The sequence below is a fragment of the Enterobacter sp. WI-ESBL-E8 genome, from assembly GCF_053364895.1.
The window spans coordinates 442,774-460,517 of sequence record NZ_JBRWXJ010000001.1 but is presented as its reverse complement, the minus strand read 5'-3'; the positions used below and the strand labels follow the sequence as shown (position 1 = coordinate 460,517).

General features: G+C 54.1%; 10 protein-coding genes, 2 tRNA genes and 3 rRNA genes. 6 read left to right on the top strand and 9 right to left on the bottom strand.

The window, feature by feature from the left end:
- Positions 1-29 precede the first annotated feature (29 nt).
- The 3 genes from cutA to ACWHWP_RS02185 are packed head-to-tail and all read left to right on the top strand — an operon-like array spanning position 30 to position 2,645.
- Positions 30-353 (top strand): divalent cation tolerance protein CutA, encoded by a 324-nt coding sequence (gene cutA / locus ACWHWP_RS02195; protein WP_014168278.1) that lies wholly within the window; start codon positions 30-32, stop codon positions 351-353.
- Positions 329-2,020 (top strand): protein-disulfide reductase DsbD, encoded by a 1,692-nt coding sequence (locus ACWHWP_RS02190; RefSeq protein ID WP_447854981.1) that lies wholly within the window; start codon positions 329-331, stop codon positions 2,018-2,020. The genes cutA and ACWHWP_RS02190 overlap by 25 nt, the downstream gene beginning before the upstream one ends.
- A 49-nt stretch (positions 2,021-2,069) precedes the next feature.
- The gene (locus tag ACWHWP_RS02185; protein ID WP_047346098.1) at positions 2,070-2,645 is read left to right on the top strand and encodes a transcriptional regulator; all 576 of its coding nucleotides are present in this window, start codon (positions 2,070-2,072) and stop codon (positions 2,643-2,645) included.
- Here the strand turns inward: ACWHWP_RS02185 and ACWHWP_RS02180 are convergent.
- A complete protein-coding gene (locus tag ACWHWP_RS02180) occupies positions 2,642-3,232 on the bottom strand; it encodes a LysE family translocator (RefSeq protein ID WP_447854980.1) in 591 nt (196 codons plus the stop codon). The two genes, ACWHWP_RS02185 and ACWHWP_RS02180, sit on opposite strands and share 4 nt — an antisense overlap.
- 35 nt (positions 3,233-3,267) lie before the next feature.
- Positions 3,268-4,113 (bottom strand): AraC family ligand binding domain-containing protein, encoded by an 846-nt coding sequence (locus ACWHWP_RS02175; RefSeq protein ID WP_447854979.1) that lies wholly within the window; start codon positions 4,111-4,113, stop codon positions 3,268-3,270.
- Between the two features lie 169 nt (positions 4,114-4,282).
- On the opposite strand from ACWHWP_RS02175, the gene ACWHWP_RS02170 reads away from it, so the two are divergent.
- Positions 4,283-4,358, top strand: a tRNA-Phe gene (locus tag ACWHWP_RS02170).
- A gap of 239 nt (positions 4,359-4,597) precedes the next feature.
- Here ACWHWP_RS02170 and rrf read toward each other — a convergent pair.
- The 4 genes from rrf to ACWHWP_RS02150 form a co-directional block, all read right to left on the bottom strand.
- Positions 4,598-4,713 (bottom strand): 5S ribosomal RNA (gene rrf / locus ACWHWP_RS02165).
- A 69-nt stretch (positions 4,714-4,782) separates the two neighbouring features.
- Positions 4,783-7,688 (bottom strand): 23S ribosomal RNA (locus ACWHWP_RS02160).
- A 192-nt stretch (positions 7,689-7,880) separates the two neighbouring features.
- Positions 7,881-7,956 (bottom strand) — tRNA-Glu (locus ACWHWP_RS02155).
- Between the two features lie 85 nt (positions 7,957-8,041).
- A 16S ribosomal RNA gene (locus ACWHWP_RS02150) occupies positions 8,042-9,581 on the bottom strand.
- The 16S, 23S and 5S rRNA genes sit together here with 1 tRNA gene alongside, the layout of an rRNA operon.
- 497 nt (positions 9,582-10,078) lie before the next feature.
- Here ACWHWP_RS02150 and ACWHWP_RS02145 point away from each other — a divergent pair.
- Positions 10,079-11,032: a nickel/cobalt transporter gene (locus ACWHWP_RS02145; protein ID WP_447854978.1), complete on the top strand. Its 954-nt coding sequence runs from the start codon at positions 10,079-10,081 to the stop codon at positions 11,030-11,032.
- 32 nt (positions 11,033-11,064) lie between these two features.
- Here the strand turns inward: ACWHWP_RS02145 and proP are convergent, their stop codons facing one another.
- Entirely contained in the window at positions 11,065-12,567 is a 1,503-nt protein-coding gene (proP, locus tag ACWHWP_RS02140; protein ID WP_047345547.1) for a glycine betaine/L-proline transporter ProP, read from the bottom strand.
- Positions 12,568-13,215: 648 nt separating this feature from the next.
- Here proP and kdgT point away from each other — a divergent pair.
- Entirely contained in the window at positions 13,216-14,208 is a 993-nt protein-coding gene (gene kdgT, locus ACWHWP_RS02135) for a 2-keto-3-deoxygluconate transporter (protein ID WP_447854977.1), read from the top strand.
- 60 nt (positions 14,209-14,268) lie between these two features.
- Here the strand turns inward: kdgT and ACWHWP_RS02130 are convergent, their stop codons facing one another.
- Both ACWHWP_RS02130 and crfC read right to left on the bottom strand, forming a co-directional pair.
- Positions 14,269-15,144 carry a diguanylate cyclase regulator RdcB family protein gene (locus tag ACWHWP_RS02130; protein WP_447854976.1) on the bottom strand — a complete coding sequence of 292 codons (876 nt, stop codon included), beginning with the start codon at positions 15,142-15,144 and terminating at the stop codon, positions 14,269-14,271.
- The gene (gene crfC, locus ACWHWP_RS02125) at positions 15,141-17,495 is read right to left on the bottom strand and encodes a clamp-binding protein CrfC (protein WP_447854975.1); all 2,355 of its coding nucleotides are present in this window, start codon (positions 17,493-17,495) and stop codon (positions 15,141-15,143) included. Before crfC ends, ACWHWP_RS02130 begins: the two co-directional genes overlap by 4 nt.
- Positions 17,496-17,744 lie beyond the last annotated feature (249 nt).

Sequence of the window (17,744 nt, the reverse complement as noted above, 5' to 3'; positions counted from 1 at the left end):
GAAGCCTTTCGTGATGAGGAGGTCGACTTGTGAACACGCCTGATGCTGTTGTCGTACTGTGTACCGCCCCTGATGAAGCCTCTGCCCAGGATCTCGCCGCCAAAGTGCTGGCTGAAAAACTGGCCGCCTGCGTAACGCTCCTCCCCGGTGCCACCTCTCTTTATTACTGGGAAGGCAAGCTGGAGCAAGAGTACGAAGTTCAGATGTTGCTCAAAACTAATCTGGCGAATCAGCAGGCACTCCTGGACTGCCTCAAATCTCATCATCCTTACCAAACCCCGGAGCTGCTGGTTCTGCCAGTGGTTCATGGCGATAACGATTATCTCTCATGGCTCAACGCTTCCTTACGCTGATCCTGCTGCTGTGCAGCACATCAGTATTTGCCGGGTTGTTTGACGCGCCCGGCCGTTCGAACTTCATCCCTGCCGACCAGGCGTTTGTTTTCGATTTTCAGCAAAACCAGCACGACCTTACCCTCACCTGGCAGGTGAAAGAGGGCTACTACCTCTATCGCAAGCAGGTGAGTATTACCCCTGCCCAGGCAAACGTGGGCGCATTACAGCTCCCCGCAGGCGAGTGGCATAAGGACGAGTTCTACGGCAAGAGTGAAATCTACCGCCAGCGCTTAAGCGTGCCCGTCACGGTGAACCAGGCGGATAAAGGCGCGACGCTGACGGTGACCTATCAGGGATGCGCGGATGCCGGATTCTGCTATCCGCCGGAAACGAAGGTTGTTCCGCTCAGCGAAGTGAAAGCGACGGCTGCCGTTTCCCCTCTCCCCTCAGGCGAGAAGAGCGAAGACCGCACAGACCTTCCGTTCTCAGCGTTCTGGGCCTTACTGATTGGCATTGGCATTGCCTTTACCCCGTGCGTGCTGCCGATGTATCCGCTCATCTCTGGCATCGTGCTGGGAGGTAAGCAACGGCTTTCCACCGCACGCGCCCTGCTGTTAGCCTTTATTTACGTCCAGGGTATGGCATTGACCTATACTGCCCTTGGCCTTGTGGTTGCCGCTGCCGGGCTACAGTTCCAGGCTGCGCTTCAGCATCCTTACGTGCTTATTGGCTTGTCGATTGTCTTCATCCTGCTGGCGCTGTCGATGTTTGGCCTGTTTACCCTGCAGCTACCGTCTGCGCTGCAAACTCGCTTAACGCTGATGAGTAACCGCCAGCAGGGTGGATCGCCAGGTGGCGTGTTTGTGATGGGGGCCATCGCCGGATTAATTTGCTCCCCTTGCACCACCGCCCCGCTGAGCGCCATCCTGCTCTATATCGCCCAGAGCGGCAACATGTGGCTTGGGGGCGGCACGCTTTATCTCTATGCGCTAGGCATGGGGCTGCCGCTGATCCTGGTGACGGTATTTGGCAACCGCCTGCTGCCGAAAAGCGGCCCGTGGATGGAGACGGTGAAAACCGCGTTTGGCTTTGTCATCCTCGCTCTGCCGGTATTCCTCCTTGAGCGTATCCTCGGCGACGTCTGGGGTATGCGCCTGTGGGCCATGCTCGGCGTAGCGTTCTTCAGCTGGGCATTTATCACCAGTCTGGGAGCGAAACGGCCGTGGATGCGTCTGGTGCAAATTATCCTGCTCGCCGCCGCGCTGGTGAGCGTACGCCCGCTGCAGGATTGGGCGTTTGGTTCACCCGTGGGTCAGACGCAGGCGCATCTGAACTTCACCCAGATTAAGAACGTGGATGAACTCAACAGCGCCCTGGCGGAGGCGAAAGGCAAACCGGTGATGCTCGATCTCTATGCCGACTGGTGCGTCGCCTGCAAAGAGTTTGAAAAATACACCTTTAGCGATCCGCAGGTGCAACGCGCCCTGAAAGAAACGGTGCTTCTTCAGGCGAACGTCACCGCCAACGATGCGCAGGATAAGGCCCTGCTGAAACAGCTTAATGTTCTCGGTCTGCCCACCATTTTGTTCTTTAATGAACGGGGTGAAGAGCAGCCAGAACAGCGTGTAACCGGGTTTATGGATGCAGCGGCATTCAGCGCGCATTTGCGCAATCGCCAACTGTAAACAACACTTTAGACGGAACAAACCGTTGGGAATAGCGGAGGAGATAACCGTGCAACGCGAAGACGTACTGGGACAAGCCCTGCAATTACTTGAGATTCAAGGGATAGCCAGCACCACGCTTGAGATGGTAGCCGACCGTATCGATTACCCCCTGGATGAACTTAAGCGCTTCTGGCCAGATAAAGAGGCGCTGCTTTATGATGCCCTGCGCTACCTCAGCCAGCAGGTTGACGTCTGGCGCAGGCAACTGATGCTGAATGAAGAACTGACCGTGGAACAAAAGCTGCTGGCGCGCTATACCGCCCTGACGGAATGCGTCAGCAACAACCGCTACCCGGGCTGTCTGTTCATCGCCGCCTGCACATACTTTCCGGATCCAGGCCATCCTATCCACCAGTTGGCGGATCAGCAAAAACGTGCGGCGCATGACTTCACCCACGAGCTGCTGACGCGGCTTGAAGTGGATGACCCGGCAATGGTAGCGAAACAGATGGAGCTGGTGCTGGAGGGCTGCCTGAGCCGCATGCTAGTGAACCGTAGCCAGGCCGATGTGGATACGGCGCACCGCCTGGCGGAAGATATTCTGCGCTTTGCCCAGTGCCGTATGGGCGGAGCACTGACCTAGGCCAGCATGCCCGCCCAGGCGGAGACGAGCAGACACAGCGCCATCAGACGCTGAAATCGCACCATCGCCACGGTGGTGCGAAAAATTCGATTCACCGCTTTACCCAGCCACGCCCAGCACATCAAACAGGCTATCGAGATCAGCAGAAACCATAGCGCCATTAGCGCAATATCCCGCAAGGCATGGTCGCCCGCCGGGGCAAACAGGCTGACGACCGCCAGCGCCATCATCCAGGTTTTCGGATTCACGATCTGCAGTAGCGCCGCTGCCTGAGCAGTAAATCGGACAGGACTTTTAGCGGAGAGACTGGCAGCCGGGGCGCTAAACAGCTGCCAGCTCATCCAGCTTAGCCACAGCACGCCCGCCCAGCTCATTATCTGGCGTATCAAAGGATACTGACGCAGCACTTCCCCTGCGCCCGCACCTGATACCAGCACGATCGCACTGGCCGCGATACACCCGCCCAGAATAGCAGGTACGGTATTTTTTACGCCAAATTGCTGGCTGTTCGTCAGCACCAGAATATTGGTTGGTCCCGGCGTAATGGAGGCGACAAAAGCGAACAACAGAAAGGGTATCAAACTCACGGTGGCTCCTTTTTATTAGAGCCATGAATGTGCCGTTATTTTTTGGAAACGTCTGGAAGGTTTGTGCACAACCGTCGGTAGTATGCCGGAGAGATACGGTACGCCCGCTGAAACCAACGCCCCAGGTGGCTTTGATCGGCAAAACCCACTGCCGCAGCCACATCAACGGGCTGCTCGCCGCGCGCCAGCAGCTGTCGGGCCTTTGCCAGACGCAGCTGAATAAGCCATGCATGTGGCGCCAGGTTGAACTCGCGCTTAAAACAGCGCGTCAGGGTAAAGCGATCCGTGCCCGTCTCGCGCGCAAGGTCTGACAGCCCCACGTTCTCGCCGATATGGGCATAAAGGTAGTCGCGTGCACGATGCGCCACGGCAGCACTTTGTAACTGAGTCGGGAGCTTCTTACGCCAGTGGCAATGGGCGGTGATGCGGGAGAGCAGATCGTCCATTGTGCTCTGCTGAAGGATTTTCATCTCATCATTATGCAGAGTAGAGAATGTCTCACCGATAGCGCGCACCAGCTGCGGCTCGCGAGTCAACGTTTGGGCAAAGTGGAGTGAATAATGCCCGGGAGTGGATTCGTACAGCCCCTGTAGCGCACGGGTAAGCCAGCGCTCATCCAGGTAGAAGGTCAGATAGGTAAAGCCGCCCTCTACAGGCGCATCGCCGTCGTGGATCTCTCCGGGCTCAAGCAAAAATGCATCACCCGGCTGGCTACGATGTCGCTCACGGCGGCAGTGAAACTGCTGCGTGCCGGAGAGGGTTATCCCTACCAGATAGCTATCATGCCAGTGTGGATCATAGGCATGCCCTTCGAAATGCGCTTTAATCGTCTCAATACCCGTATCTGCATGCTGACGCAGCTCAAGCCAGTCATTCGTCATACCGCCCTCCTCTTACTCTCAGCATTGCCGTATCACACAGGTACTGTCTGGAAGATTTGTGCATTTTCGCGGCGAAAGCGGACAGATTGCCGCAAACTTAAGCAGTTGAACAGCTTTTCCCGAAATAATGTTGACGATCGGGCGTGATTGCGGTTTAATGCGCTCCGTTGCCCGGATAGCTCAGTCGGTAGAGCAGGGGATTGAAAATCCCCGTGTCCTTGGTTCGATTCCGAGTCCGGGCACCACTATTTAAAGAACCCAGCCTATGGCTGGGTTTTTGCTTTTCTGCATTTATAAATCCCTTCTTTAGTATTCTTGTTTCTCTTTACCGTGGGATCGTGTGGTCTGCCATGCCCGATGGCGCTGCGCTTACCGGGCCTACAGGTTTTGTAGGCCGGATAAGGCGAAGCCGTCATCCGGCATGTTTTCTGGCGTGCAAAGCAAAAAACCCCGCACCTTACGGTACGGGGTTCTTCTAATTGATGCCTGGCAGTTCCCTACTCTCACATGGGGAGACCCCACACTACCATCGGCGCTACGGCGTTTCACTTCTGAGTTCGGCATGGGGTCAGGTGGGACCACCGCGCTAAAGCCGCCAGGCAAATTCTGTTAATCTGTATCAGAGCTGAAAATATCTGTCTCTCACCGCCGAAACAGCTTCGGCGTTGTAAGGTTAAGCCTCACGGTTCATTAGTATCGGTTAGCTCAACGCATCGCTGCGCTTACACACCCGACCTATCAACGTCGTAGTCTTCAACGTTCCTTCAGGACCCTTAAAGGGTCAGGGAGAACTCATCTCGGGGCAAGTTTCGTGCTTAGATGCTTTCAGCACTTATCTTTTCCGCATTTAGCTACCGGGCAGTGCCATTGGCATGACAACCCGAACACCAGTGATGCGTCCACTCCGGTCCTCTCGTACTAGGAGCAGCCCCCCTCAATTCTCCAGCGCCCACGGCAGATAGGGACCGAACTGTCTCACGACGTTCTAAACCCAGCTCGCGTACCACTTTAAATGGCGAACAGCCATACCCTTGGGACCTACTTCAGCCCCAGGATGTGATGAGCCGACATCGAGGTGCCAAACACCGCCGTCGATATGAACTCTTGGGCGGTATCAGCCTGTTATCCCCGGAGTACCTTTTATCCGTTGAGCGATGGCCCTTCCATTCAGAACCACCGGATCACTATGACCTGCTTTCGCACCTGCTCGAGCCGTCACTCTCGCAGTCAAGCTAGCTTATGCCATTGCACTAACCTCCTGATGTCCGACCAGGATTAGCTAACCTTCGTGCTCCTCCGTTACTCTTTGGGAGGAGACCGCCCCAGTCAAACTACCCACCAGACACTGTCCGCAACCCGGATCACGGGTCTACGTTAGAACACCAGCCATTAAAGGGTGGTATTTCAAGGTCGGCTCCACGCAGACTGGCGTCCACGCTTCAAAGCCTCCCACCTATCCTACACATCAAGGACCAGTGTTCAGTGTCAAGCTATAGTAAAGGTTCACGGGGTCTTTCCGTCTTGCCGCGGGTACACTGCATCTTCACAGCGAGTTCAATTTCACTGAGTCTCGGGTGGAGACAGCCTGGCCATCATTACGCCATTCGTGCAGGTCGGAACTTACCCGACAAGGAATTTCGCTACCTTAGGACCGTTATAGTTACGGCCGCCGTTTACCGGGGCTTCGATCAAGAGCTTCGCGTTGCCGCTAACCCCATCAATTAACCTTCCGGCACCGGGCAGGCGTCACACCGTATACGTCCACTTTCGTGTTTGCACAGTGCTGTGTTTTTAATAAACAGTTGCAGCCAGCTGGTATCTTCGACTGATTTCAGCTCCACCCGCAGGGGCTTCACCTACATATCAGCGTGCCTTCTCCCGAAGTTACGGCACCATTTTGCCTAGTTCCTTCACCCGAGTTCTCTCAAGCGCCTTGGTATTCTCTACCTGACCACCTGTGTCGGTTTGGGGTACGATTTGATGTTACCTGATGCTTAGAGGCTTTTCCTGGAAGCAGGGCATTTGTTACTTCAGCACCGTAGTGCCTCGTCATCACACCTCAGCGTTAGAAGAAGTCCGGATTTACCTAAACTTCCCGCCTACATGCTTAAACCGGGACAACCGTCGCCCGGCTAACATAGCCTTCTCCGTCCCCCCTTCGCAGTAACACCAAGTACAGGAATATTAACCTGTTTCCCATCGACTACGCCTTTCGGCCTCGCCTTAGGGGTCGACTCACCCTGCCCCGATTAACGTTGGACAGGAACCCTTGGTCTTCCGGCGAGCGGGCTTTTCACCCGCTTTATCGTTACTTATGTCAGCATTCGCACTTCTGATACCTCCAGCATGCCTCACAGCACACCTTCAACGGCTTACAGAACGCTCCCCTACCCAACAACGCATAAGCGTCGCTGCCGCAGCTTCGGTGCATGGTTTAGCCCCGTTACATCTTCCGCGCAGGCCGACTCGACCAGTGAGCTATTACGCTTTCTTTAAATGATGGCTGCTTCTAAGCCAACATCCTGGCTGTCTGTGCCTTCCCACATCGTTTCCCACTTAACCATGACTTTGGGACCTTAGCTGGCGGTCTGGGTTGTTTCCCTCTTCACGACGGACGTTAGCACCCGCCGTGTGTCTCCCGTGATAACATTCTTCGGTATTCGTAGTTTGCATCGGGTTGGTAAGCCGGGATGGCCCCCTAGCCGAAACAGTGCTCTACCCCCGAAGATGAATTCACGAGGCGCTACCTAAATAGCTTTCGGGGAGAACCAGCTATCTCCCGGTTTGATTGGCCTTTCACCCCCAGCCACAAGTCATCCGCTAATTTTTCAACATTAGTCGGTTCGGTCCTCCAGTTAGTGTTACCCAACCTTCAACCTGCCCATGGCTAGATCACCGGGTTTCGGGTCTATACCCTGCAACTTAACGCCCAGTTAAGACTCGGTTTCCCTTCGGCTCCCCTATACGGTTAACCTTGCTACAGAATATAAGTCGCTGACCCATTATACAAAAGGTACGCAGTCACACCACGAAGGTGCTCCCACTGCTTGTACGTACACGGTTTCAGGTTCTTTTTCACTCCCCTCGCCGGGGTTCTTTTCGCCTTTCCCTCACGGTACTGGTTCACTATCGGTCAGTCAGGAGTATTTAGCCTTGGAGGATGGTCCCCCCATATTCAGACAGGATACCACGTGTCCCGCCCTACTCTTCGAGTTCACAACCTGTGTGCTTTCGTGTACGGGGCTGTCACCCTGTATCGCCGGACTTTCCAGACCGTTCCACTAACACACAAGCTGATTCAGACTCTGGGCTGCTCCCCGTTCGCTCGCCGCTACTGGGGGAATCTCGGTTGATTTCTTTTCCTCGGGGTACTTAGATGTTTCAGTTCCCCCGGTTCGCCTCGTTAACCTATGTATTCAGTTAACGATAGTGCAACGAATTGCACTGGGTTTCCCCATTCGGACATCGCCGGGTCAAAGGTTCATATCACCTCGCCGGCGCTTTTCGCAGATTAGCACGTCCTTCATCGCCTCTGACTGCCAGGGCATCCACCGTGTACGCTTAGTCGCTTAACCTCACAACCCGAAGATGTTTCTTTCGATTCACCATCAAATTGCGAAAATTTGAGAGACTCGAACACACCATTAAGATGTGTCGTTTCAATTTTCAGCTTGATCCAGATTTTTAAAGAGCAAATATCTCAAACGTCACCCGAAGATGAGTTTTGAGATATTAAGGCAGGTGACTTTCACTCACGAACCAGCAAGTGGCGTCCCCTAGGGGATTCGAACCCCTGTTACCGCCGTGAAAGGGCGGTGTCCTGGGCCTCTAGACGAAGGGGACACTGAAGTCTCAATCGCAAGACGCCTTGCTATTTACTTTTCATCAGACAATCTGTGTGAGCACTACAAAGGCAGGTTCTTTAAGGTAAGGAGGTGATCCAACCGCAGGTTCCCCTACGGTTACCTTGTTACGACTTCACCCCAGTCATGAATCACAAAGTGGTAAGCGCCCTCCCGAAGGTTAAGCTACCTACTTCTTTTGCAACCCACTCCCATGGTGTGACGGGCGGTGTGTACAAGGCCCGGGAACGTATTCACCGTAGCATTCTGATCTACGATTACTAGCGATTCCGACTTCATGGAGTCGAGTTGCAGACTCCAATCCGGACTACGACGCACTTTATGAGGTCCGCTTGCTCTCGCGAGGTCGCTTCTCTTTGTATGCGCCATTGTAGCACGTGTGTAGCCCTACTCGTAAGGGCCATGATGACTTGACGTCATCCCCACCTTCCTCCAGTTTATCACTGGCAGTCTCCTTTGAGTTCCCGGCCGGACCGCTGGCAACAAAGGATAAGGGTTGCGCTCGTTGCGGGACTTAACCCAACATTTCACAACACGAGCTGACGACAGCCATGCAGCACCTGTCTCAGAGTTCCCGAAGGCACCAATCCATCTCTGGAAAGTTCTCTGGATGTCAAGAGTAGGTAAGGTTCTTCGCGTTGCATCGAATTAAACCACATGCTCCACCGCTTGTGCGGGCCCCCGTCAATTCATTTGAGTTTTAACCTTGCGGCCGTACTCCCCAGGCGGTCGACTTAACGCGTTAGCTCCGGAAGCCACGCCTCAAGGGCACAACCTCCAAGTCGACATCGTTTACGGCGTGGACTACCAGGGTATCTAATCCTGTTTGCTCCCCACGCTTTCGCACCTGAGCGTCAGTCTTTGTCCAGGGGGCCGCCTTCGCCACCGGTATTCCTCCAGATCTCTACGCATTTCACCGCTACACCTGGAATTCTACCCCCCTCTACAAGACTCTAGCCTGCCAGTTTCGAATGCAGTTCCCAGGTTGAGCCCGGGGATTTCACATCCGACTTGACAGACCGCCTGCGTGCGCTTTACGCCCAGTAATTCCGATTAACGCTTGCACCCTCCGTATTACCGCGGCTGCTGGCACGGAGTTAGCCGGTGCTTCTTCTGCGGGTAACGTCAATCGACAAGGTTATTAACCTTATCGCCTTCCTCCCCGCTGAAAGTACTTTACAACCCGAAGGCCTTCTTCATACACGCGGCATGGCTGCATCAGGCTTGCGCCCATTGTGCAATATTCCCCACTGCTGCCTCCCGTAGGAGTCTGGACCGTGTCTCAGTTCCAGTGTGGCTGGTCATCCTCTCAGACCAGCTAGGGATCGTCGCCTAGGTGAGCCGTTACCCCACCTACTAGCTAATCCCATCTGGGCACATCTGATGGCAAGAGGCCCGAAGGTCCCCCTCTTTGGTCTTGCGACGTTATGCGGTATTAGCTACCGTTTCCAGTAGTTATCCCCCTCCATCAGGCAGTTTCCCAGACATTACTCACCCGTCCGCCGCTCGTCACCCAGGAGCAAGCTCCCTGTGTTACCGCTCGACTTGCATGTGTTAGGCCTGCCGCCAGCGTTCAATCTGAGCCATGATCAAACTCTTCAATTTAAGTTTGATGCTCGTGAATTAAACTTCGTAATGAATTACGTATGTTCACTCAGAGACTTGGTATTCATTTATTGTCCGAAGACATTAAGAATCCATGTCACTTTGAGTGCCCACACAGATTGTCTGATAAATTGTTAAAGAGCAGTTGCAACGCGGCTTTCGCTCACCGTTGCGAGGTGGCGTATATTACGCTTTCCTCTTTCAGAGTCAACCCGTTATTTCAGGATTTTTTCTCTTCAACCGACCGGGTTGTTTGTGAAGTGATTCACATCCGCCGTGTCGATGGAGGCGCATTATAGGGAGTTCCCGAGCGACCGCAACCGAAAAGTTGCAAAAAAATGACTGACTGCTGCATTCCCCAGCAAAACCCCGCCTTATACCCTTTTATGCACAAAGTTATCCACAATCATGAACAGATCCCGACGCGATCCTACGAATTGAACGGGAAGATCAACTATACTAGCGGCAAATACTCTCCTCTGTGCAGGCTCACCCTCATGACCACACAACGCCTCGCCCGCGACTGGCGTCTCCCTACAGCAGGGGTGATGCTGCTGGCAATCCTCTTTGCCGGTTTTACCCTGCATACGCACTGGAATGCCTTTATCCAGTGGTGTCTTGCCACACAAATTACGCTGCACCGCTATCTGGTGATGTATTTGCTGCAGCTTAATAACCACCAGTACAGCGGCGGATTATGGCTGTTAACGGGCGCTTTCCTTTATGGCGTTCTCCACGCCATTGGTCCCGGGCACGGAAAGTTCATCGTGACGACCTACCTGACTACTAATAAGGAAAGCGAGCTGGCTGCCCGGGTCGTCCCTTTCCTGGGTAGCCTGATGCAGGGCGTCAGCGCCATTCTGTTTGTCTTTATTCTGGCGGTGGGGTTTAACCTCGCCTCAGGGGATATCAGCACCAGCCGCTGGTACGTGGAGAAGATAAGCGCAGTGCTGATTGGCGCATTTGGTGCATTCGTCATTTACCAGGCGCTGAAGAGCCTGCGCCCGCGCAGGATGACTATCTCCACCATCAAGCCCCTTCATCAGCATGATGAACATTGTGGCTGCGGCCACCACGGCGTGGGGGCAGACCTGACGCAGGGCGACTGGAAAACGCGACTGGGCGTCATTCTGGCGATAGGCGCACGTCCGTGCAGCGGGGCGATCATGATTCTGATGTTCTCGAATGCGCTGGGGATTGTCACCTGGGGAGTGGCCGCGGTCATGACCATGTCTCTGGGAACTGCGCTTTCTATTGTGGGACTTTCGCTGGCAGTTCGTTATGCCCGCGAGCGCACGGTGACCTGGTTCGGAGAAAGCGCCTCATTAAGATGGCTGGTGCCGGCAGTCAAAATAGCCGGAGGGATAGTCCTGATCCTGTTCGCGACAGTCCTTTTCCTGACGGTGATACCCATCAGCGCCAATGGCGACTACATCGCTGCCGGATGCTAATAAAAGAAAACCCGCCAGCGGCGGGTTTTTTATTACTCGTTGATGCGTGGATGCTGGTCCACCAGTCGGGAGCGTTTTTTCTGCAGCTCTTCAATCTCTGCGTCGATATCCTCAATCTTCTGCTCTACGTTATCGTAGTGCTCGCGCAGGATCTCTTTCGCTTCCTGGATGTCAGACGCCGCAGGCGTCGCACCTTTCAGAGGACGGTTCGCCGTCTCCTTCATGGTAATACCCGTAATCAAACCAATCACCGCAATCACCATCAGGTAATAAGCCGGCATCATCAGGTTCTGCGTGCTCTCCACCAGCGAAGCGGCAAGCGTCGGGGTCAGACCGGCAATCAGCACCGAGATGTTAAAGGCCGCGGCCAGCGCGCTGTAGCGAATGTGCGTTGGGAACATCGCGGGCAACGTTGAGGCCATCACCCCGATAAAGCAGTTAAGGATCACCGCCAGCAGCAGCAGACCGGCAAAAATCAGCCCCAGCACATTACTGTTAATCAGAATAAATGCCGGGATTGCCAAAGCAAACAGCGCAACGCTTCCCAGGATAATGAACGGTCGACGACCAAAACGGTCACTCAACAGGCCCATAATCGGCTGCACAAACAGCATACCCACCATGATGGCGATAATAATCAGCACACCGTGATCTTCCGAGTAGTGCAGGTTATGCGACAGGTAGCTCGGCATGTAGGTCAACAGCATGTAGTAGGTGACGTTAGTCGAAATCACCAGACCAATACAGGTCAGCAGGCTGCGCCAGTGCTTAGTGGCAATTTCTTTGAACGACACCTTCGGACCATCCTGCAGCCCTTCGCGGTCACCCTGTTCCAGTTTCTCAACGTGCTGCTGGAACGCAGGCGTCTCTTCAAGCGCATGGCGCAGGTACAGGCCAATAATGCCCAGCGGCAGTGCGAGGAAGAACGGGATACGCCAGCCCCAGTCGAGGAAGTTATCTTCACCCACCACGGTTGAAATCAGAACCACCACGCCCGCGCCCATGACAAACCCGGCAATCGAGCCGAAGTCCAGCCAGCTGCCCATAAAACCGCGCTTACGGTCCGGAGAGTATTCTGCAACGAAGATCGAGGCACCGGTATATTCCCCACCCACCGAGAAGCCCTGAGCCATCTTACAAATCAGCAGCAGAATCGGTGCCCAAATGCCGATGGTGGCGTAAGAAGGTATAAGGCCGATACAGAATGTACTGATCGACATAATGACGATGGTGATGGCAAGGATCTTCTGGCGACCATATTTATCGCCGAGCATACCGAAAAACAGACCGCCCAGCGGACGAATCAGGAAGGGAACGGAGAACGTACCCAGTGCGGCAATCATCTGCAGGCTGGGATCGGCCCCAGGGAAAAATACTTTACCTAACGCATAGGCTACAAAGCCGTAGACACCAAAATCGAACCATTCCATCGCATTACCGAGCGAGGCTGCGGTAATCGCTTTACGCAGTTTTGCGTCATCAATAATGGTGACGTCGCGAAGCGTAATGGGTTTAATCTTTTTCCTTCTTAGCATAGCTATCCTCGTTGACTCGGCCCTGTCTGTTTCACAGTCCAGTTTGCGTTCTGTGAACCATGGGATCCGCTCCATGCGAATCACCTTATTCAAGCGTAGCAGGTTTACTTACATTGACGTTTTACGTCGATACAACCGAACCTGTTGACGCCTGTCTGGGCAGTTAATGACCTTTTTACCCTACCAGCGTTTATATTTGTGATCAACTTCACACATATTTTTGTGGCTGGTCAACTCAGTTCAGTTTTTGTCAACGCGCACCAATAAGTACTTCCTGACTCCACCTAAAGAACATCCTCACACGCGTCATTGTTTCCTACTTAACAAAAAAAGAAACCACGTTACTTCACATCAGATTTACATAAATTTTCATCATCAGGAACCGGCCCAAAGTTTTACAGTGAATATGTGACAAAGATAACTAAAACGGTGTTTTATTTTCATTGAATCGTTATTCCAATGATCGCATCATAAATCCGAATAAGGCGTTTTCGTTGTTTTCGAATGAGGTTGATCGGGAGCACACATTTAATTTTGTTGCAGGGCCAGCGAAAAAAGATCGCAAGCGACAAGAGCAATTACTTGAATTTATTGACTAATTTTTAACACCTATCACCCGTCCAGCGGGATCCGATGTGAGGTTTGTCTATGAAGATTAAAGCCACGATAGAACGCATACCCGGCGGTATGATGCTGGTACCGCTGGTACTTGGCGCCATCCTGAATACTCTTGCTCCCGATACCGGGGCTTATTTTGGTGGTTTCACAAAAGGAATGATAACGGGCACTGTTCCCATTCTGGCGGTCTGGTTTTTTTGTATCGGAGCATCCATTAATTTGCGGGCAACGGGTACCGTATTACGGAAATCCGGAACGCTGGTGATAACCAAAATAGCGGTTGCCTGGGCTGTAGCGATGATATGCGCGATGTTCATTCCGGAGAATGGAATTCAGACCGGGTTCTTCGCGGGTTTATCGGTGCTGGCGATTGTTTCGGCGATGGATATGACCAACGGCGGGCTGTACGCCAGCCTGATGAACCAGTACGGGACGAAGGAAGAGTCCGGCGCATTCGTGCTGATGTCCCTGGAGTCCGGCCCGCTGATGACGATGCTGATCCTGGGATCTGCCGGGCTGGCATCTTTTGAACCACACCACTTTGTCGGCGCGATCCTGCCCTTCCTGATCGGTTTCGCCCTGGGCAATCTGGATCACGACCTGCGTGATTTCTTCAGCAAAGCCACGCCAGTGCTGATCCCGTTCTTCGGCTTCGCCCTGGGGAACACCATCAACCTGAAGGTCATTCTTGATACCGGCCTGCTGGGCATTATGCTGGGTGTCACCGTTATCATTATCACCGGAATTCCACTGATTATCGCCGACCGCGTAATCGGGGGAGGAAACGGCACGGCGGGCGTCGCCGCCTCTTCAGCCGCGGGCGCTGCCGTCGCCAACCCGGTGATTATTGCCCAGATTAACCCGGCCTTCGAACCGGTGGCGGCTTCAGCGACGGCACTGGTTGCCGCCAGCGTGATTGTCACCGCGATTCTGGTGCCCATCATCACGGCACTGTATGCGAAACGCTACGGGAATATGCAAGAGACCCTGCCAGAACCGAAACCAATAGAAATGAATCATTAACACACCGCACCATCCCCTCTCCCCCCTCCGGGGAGAGGGTTAGGGTGAGGGGTAAGGGATTCACCCAAAAATCTCTTCCACCATCCCGTCCACCAGCCGTTTTGCCGAGCAGAGCCTCGGCATCCCCAGCGCGACGGTCTGCCAGTTTTGCGTCACCGACCAGCTCACCGGATGTTTATCCGCCTGACACCAGTCCCCCAGCCAGCCCAGCATATCTTTATGATCGATCAACCCCGGAGAAGCCGGGGTTGTCAGCCACTGGTGATAGAAATGGCGGGTAGCGGGTGATGCATTGATGCCCTGTGCCAGATAGTTTGCCGCCATGCTGCGCAGGTTATCCTTGAGCATGGCCGCCACATCATCATTCGCGAGACGGCAGGCATCGCCAAATGGCCCCCAGCGCAGCTCTTCCAGGACGATAAAACAGCGCCCGGCAAGCGACCAGCTATCGTAATGACCGGCCCGCCAGCGGGTAAAAATCTGCTCGCTGTGCTCACCCGCCTGCACCGTTAGCCCGCGCTGGGTCAGCGCTTTTTCTTTATAAGCTGCGCGTTGGGTAAAATGAGAAGAGAGTTCAGCGTACTGCTGCGTCAGACCCGGAGGCTGCTGGGCGCGCGGGTGAGTCTGCTGGCGCAGCGCAATCAGCTTCTCCGCCATCAGCGTCAGCGCGAGATGACCCGGGTCAAGCATGCCGGCCAGTTTTTCCGCCAGCCCCAGGCGCAGCGCCGTATTTTCATTGAGCATTCCCGCCATCGCCCAGGGGCGCAGACGGGTATGGGTCATGATTTCATGAGTCAGACGCTCACGAAACTGCAGCTGTTGTGGTCCCAGGTGGGGATGACGCGCCGCGTCTATCCCCTGCACCAGATCGACCATAAATTTTGGATTAATACACTCCAGCGTTCGCCCGGGGCCGTCCAGTAGTTGTGTTGTCATGGTTGCTCTGCCGCGAATAGAGTTTGAATATCATCGCGTAACAGTCGGGTATCTTCCTGTATCCACGTCGCAGTCGTGATACTTTGCTTCAACAACTGGCAGAGCGCTCGGGTTGAATGCTCATTCTGTTGACGCACTGCGAGGCTATCACGCAAGCTTTCCTGTAAACCGGTCAGGCACAGCGAAAATTCTGCAAAGAACGTTGCCATCCCTGCCGTAACAGAGACATCGACCTGCGCGGACAAAGCTTTACGTATTTGTTCACAAAACTGTTCAATATGTTGCTTAAATTTGTCATGTAGCTGCGCAATGTCGATAACATAGCGCGTGCGCGTTTCCACATAATCATCCCAGCCCCAGCCAGGATTATTGAGCCATCGAGAGACCGTTTCACGCATGCTGCCCCCGCCAGAAGGCTGGGCAGCCTGGCTGTCATCTTCCGCAATCGCATCGTTAAACAGCGCCCGCGTGTTGAAGTTAAGCTGGCTCGCCTGAAAGGCCGGGAAGCTGATCCGCGCGCGAAAACCCGCATGGCTCAGATGCTCTTTGATTCGCGTCTCAATGGGGCGCATGGCTTCATTCAGGGAACGCGCCAGCGTAGACTCCAGCTGATCGAAGCGTAGCGCCAGCTCGCGGGCGATCTTCGTCTGCGCGTCCAGCATGATAAGCTCGCAGGAGGCGCGAATTTTACTCAGCGCAATCTGCGCCTGCCCTTCATCGTCCAGAACCAGCTGCTTCAGCGCTTGCGGCTCGTCATCGCGGCGGTTCAGCCGATCGATGCCTGCCAAATCAAGAATATGGTGCGCGCTGAACACATCGCCAATCGCCTGGTGAAGCGCCGTTTTTTGGGACACCATAAAGTCCGCGGTGGCGTTCAGCGCCTCCTCAACCTCATGTTTCACCTCATCGCTCACCACGCTCTGGCGCGTCTGGAGAAGCGTCATGTCCTCTTCCAGACGTGCGATGTTCAGCTCCAGCGCCTCAAAGGCCACCGTCAGTCCCTGATAGCGGAAGTCGAGATATTCTCGGGCATTTTGCGCGTAGTTGAGCAGCTTATGCGAAGCCGAACGCAGAGCGAACAGCGAGGCGTTGGCATAGGCGGCGTAAATCAGCTTGCGGATCGGTTGTTCAAATAGCGAATCTTCCCAGAGAAGATCGGCCGAATGACGAACATGGTCGATATCGTCCAGGTCCGCCGTACGCCAGCGACGCCCAAGCGCGGCCTCGGCAAAATCCTGCACCCACGGTTGCTCCTGATGATCCGGCAGCTGTCCGTGCGTACTCATCTCGTAGCGAGCGCGGTTCGCCAGATACGCCCACATGGACGAAACGGGGTAGATCTGGCCGGGCGAGATATTGCCTTTCATTAAGGTGCCGGAGATCATCGCCCTGATCTGTTCTTCATCGTCGCTATTGCGATCTTTCTGATCGAATTTATTGACCAGCGCATACAGCGGCACGGATTTTCCCGCCGCGGAAATAGCCTGGCGGACCTCTTCATCCGAAATGGATTTAAGCTGGGTATAATCCATCACCGCCAGCACCGCCGACGCGCGGGAGAGCTGCTCGCTGAGCATTTTTTGCAGATGCGGTTGTCCGGCCTCGTTGGGCCCGGGCGTATCGAGCAGCGTCAGCTGCCCGAGGTGAGCATCCAGGCCCGCAAGATGCACGAACTCCACCTCAATCACCGGAATATGTTCGATAGCCGCATATTCAGAGAACGGAAACTCGACGCCTAACGCCTGGGAGAGCCTCACCAGGTCGTTGAGGCTTTTCAGACAATGAAATATGGGCTGCGCCCCCAGGTGATGCTTCTCGAACGCTTCCCCTTTTTCAATACGCTCCAGCAGGGTATTCATGTCTTTATCAATTTCAAGCCGCTGGGCCAGTATCCCGCGATCGTAATCGCAAAGCTTTTTCTGCAGCAGCTGGATCAATTCATCAATGGGCGAGGCATGGGAGAAATGCAGCACCGGATCCTTCTGGCCCGGCGTATGGCGAATCAGCGTCGGTAACGCCGTCATCGGACGATTGCGGTTCGGCAACACTTCGGTCCCTACAATCGCATTAATGGTGGTCGATTTCCCCGCTTTCATGGTGCCAACAATAGCCAGGACCATTTCCAGCCGGGTTATTTTCCGTAATTCATTATTCAGCATCGCCTGCTGCGCTTCGACACCGCGTGCGCTAAAATGCAAAGGTAAAACGTTATTCTTTTCACCCGTAATGGCAGCTGTTGTGCTTTCCAGCATCGCCGTCGGCATTGATTTCAACGTATCAAGATTTTGCAGGGAAAGCTGTAACAAACGCTCAGCTTCCTGGCTTAATTCAAAAATGGTCTGTGTGTGCATGATAAAAGCCTTTCCTTAACGCAAATTTATTACTTTTATTAAGCCACTGGTATTAATTATGTTGTTCAGGCTTATATGATCACGTGTGGAAAACATGTTCGCCGAAATATAACTGATTGAAGATAATCAGAAATAATTCACTATCCTTGCATGGCGTGTAGAGCTCTTCTCCTGGCCTGATAGCCAAAAGAAAAAAGCGTAGCCCATTTTTAAGAAACTTCAGGATATATCCTCATTATTTACCCACCT

Bases quoted from the DNA above. Each gene is read 5' to 3' on its own strand.
- ACWHWP_RS02190 (WP_447854981.1), top strand. From the start codon at position 329: ATGGCTCAACGCTTCCTTACGCTGATCCTGCTGCTGTGCAGCACATCA.
- ACWHWP_RS02175 (WP_447854979.1), bottom strand. From the start codon at position 4,113: ATGACGAATGACTGGCTTGAGCTGCGTCAGCATGCAGATACGGGTATT.
- ACWHWP_RS02145 (WP_447854978.1), top strand. From the start codon at position 10,079: ATGACCACACAACGCCTCGCCCGCGACTGGCGTCTCCCTACAGCAGGG.
- proP (WP_047345547.1), bottom strand. From the start codon at position 12,567: ATGCTAAGAAGGAAAAAGATTAAACCCATTACGCTTCGCGACGTCACC.
- kdgT (WP_447854977.1), top strand. From the start codon at position 13,216: ATGAAGATTAAAGCCACGATAGAACGCATACCCGGCGGTATGATGCTG.
- ACWHWP_RS02130 (WP_447854976.1), bottom strand. From the start codon at position 15,144: ATGACAACACAACTACTGGACGGCCCCGGGCGAACGCTGGAGTGTATT.
- crfC (WP_447854975.1), bottom strand. From the start codon at position 17,495: ATGCACACACAGACCATTTTTGAATTAAGCCAGGAAGCTGAGCGTTTG.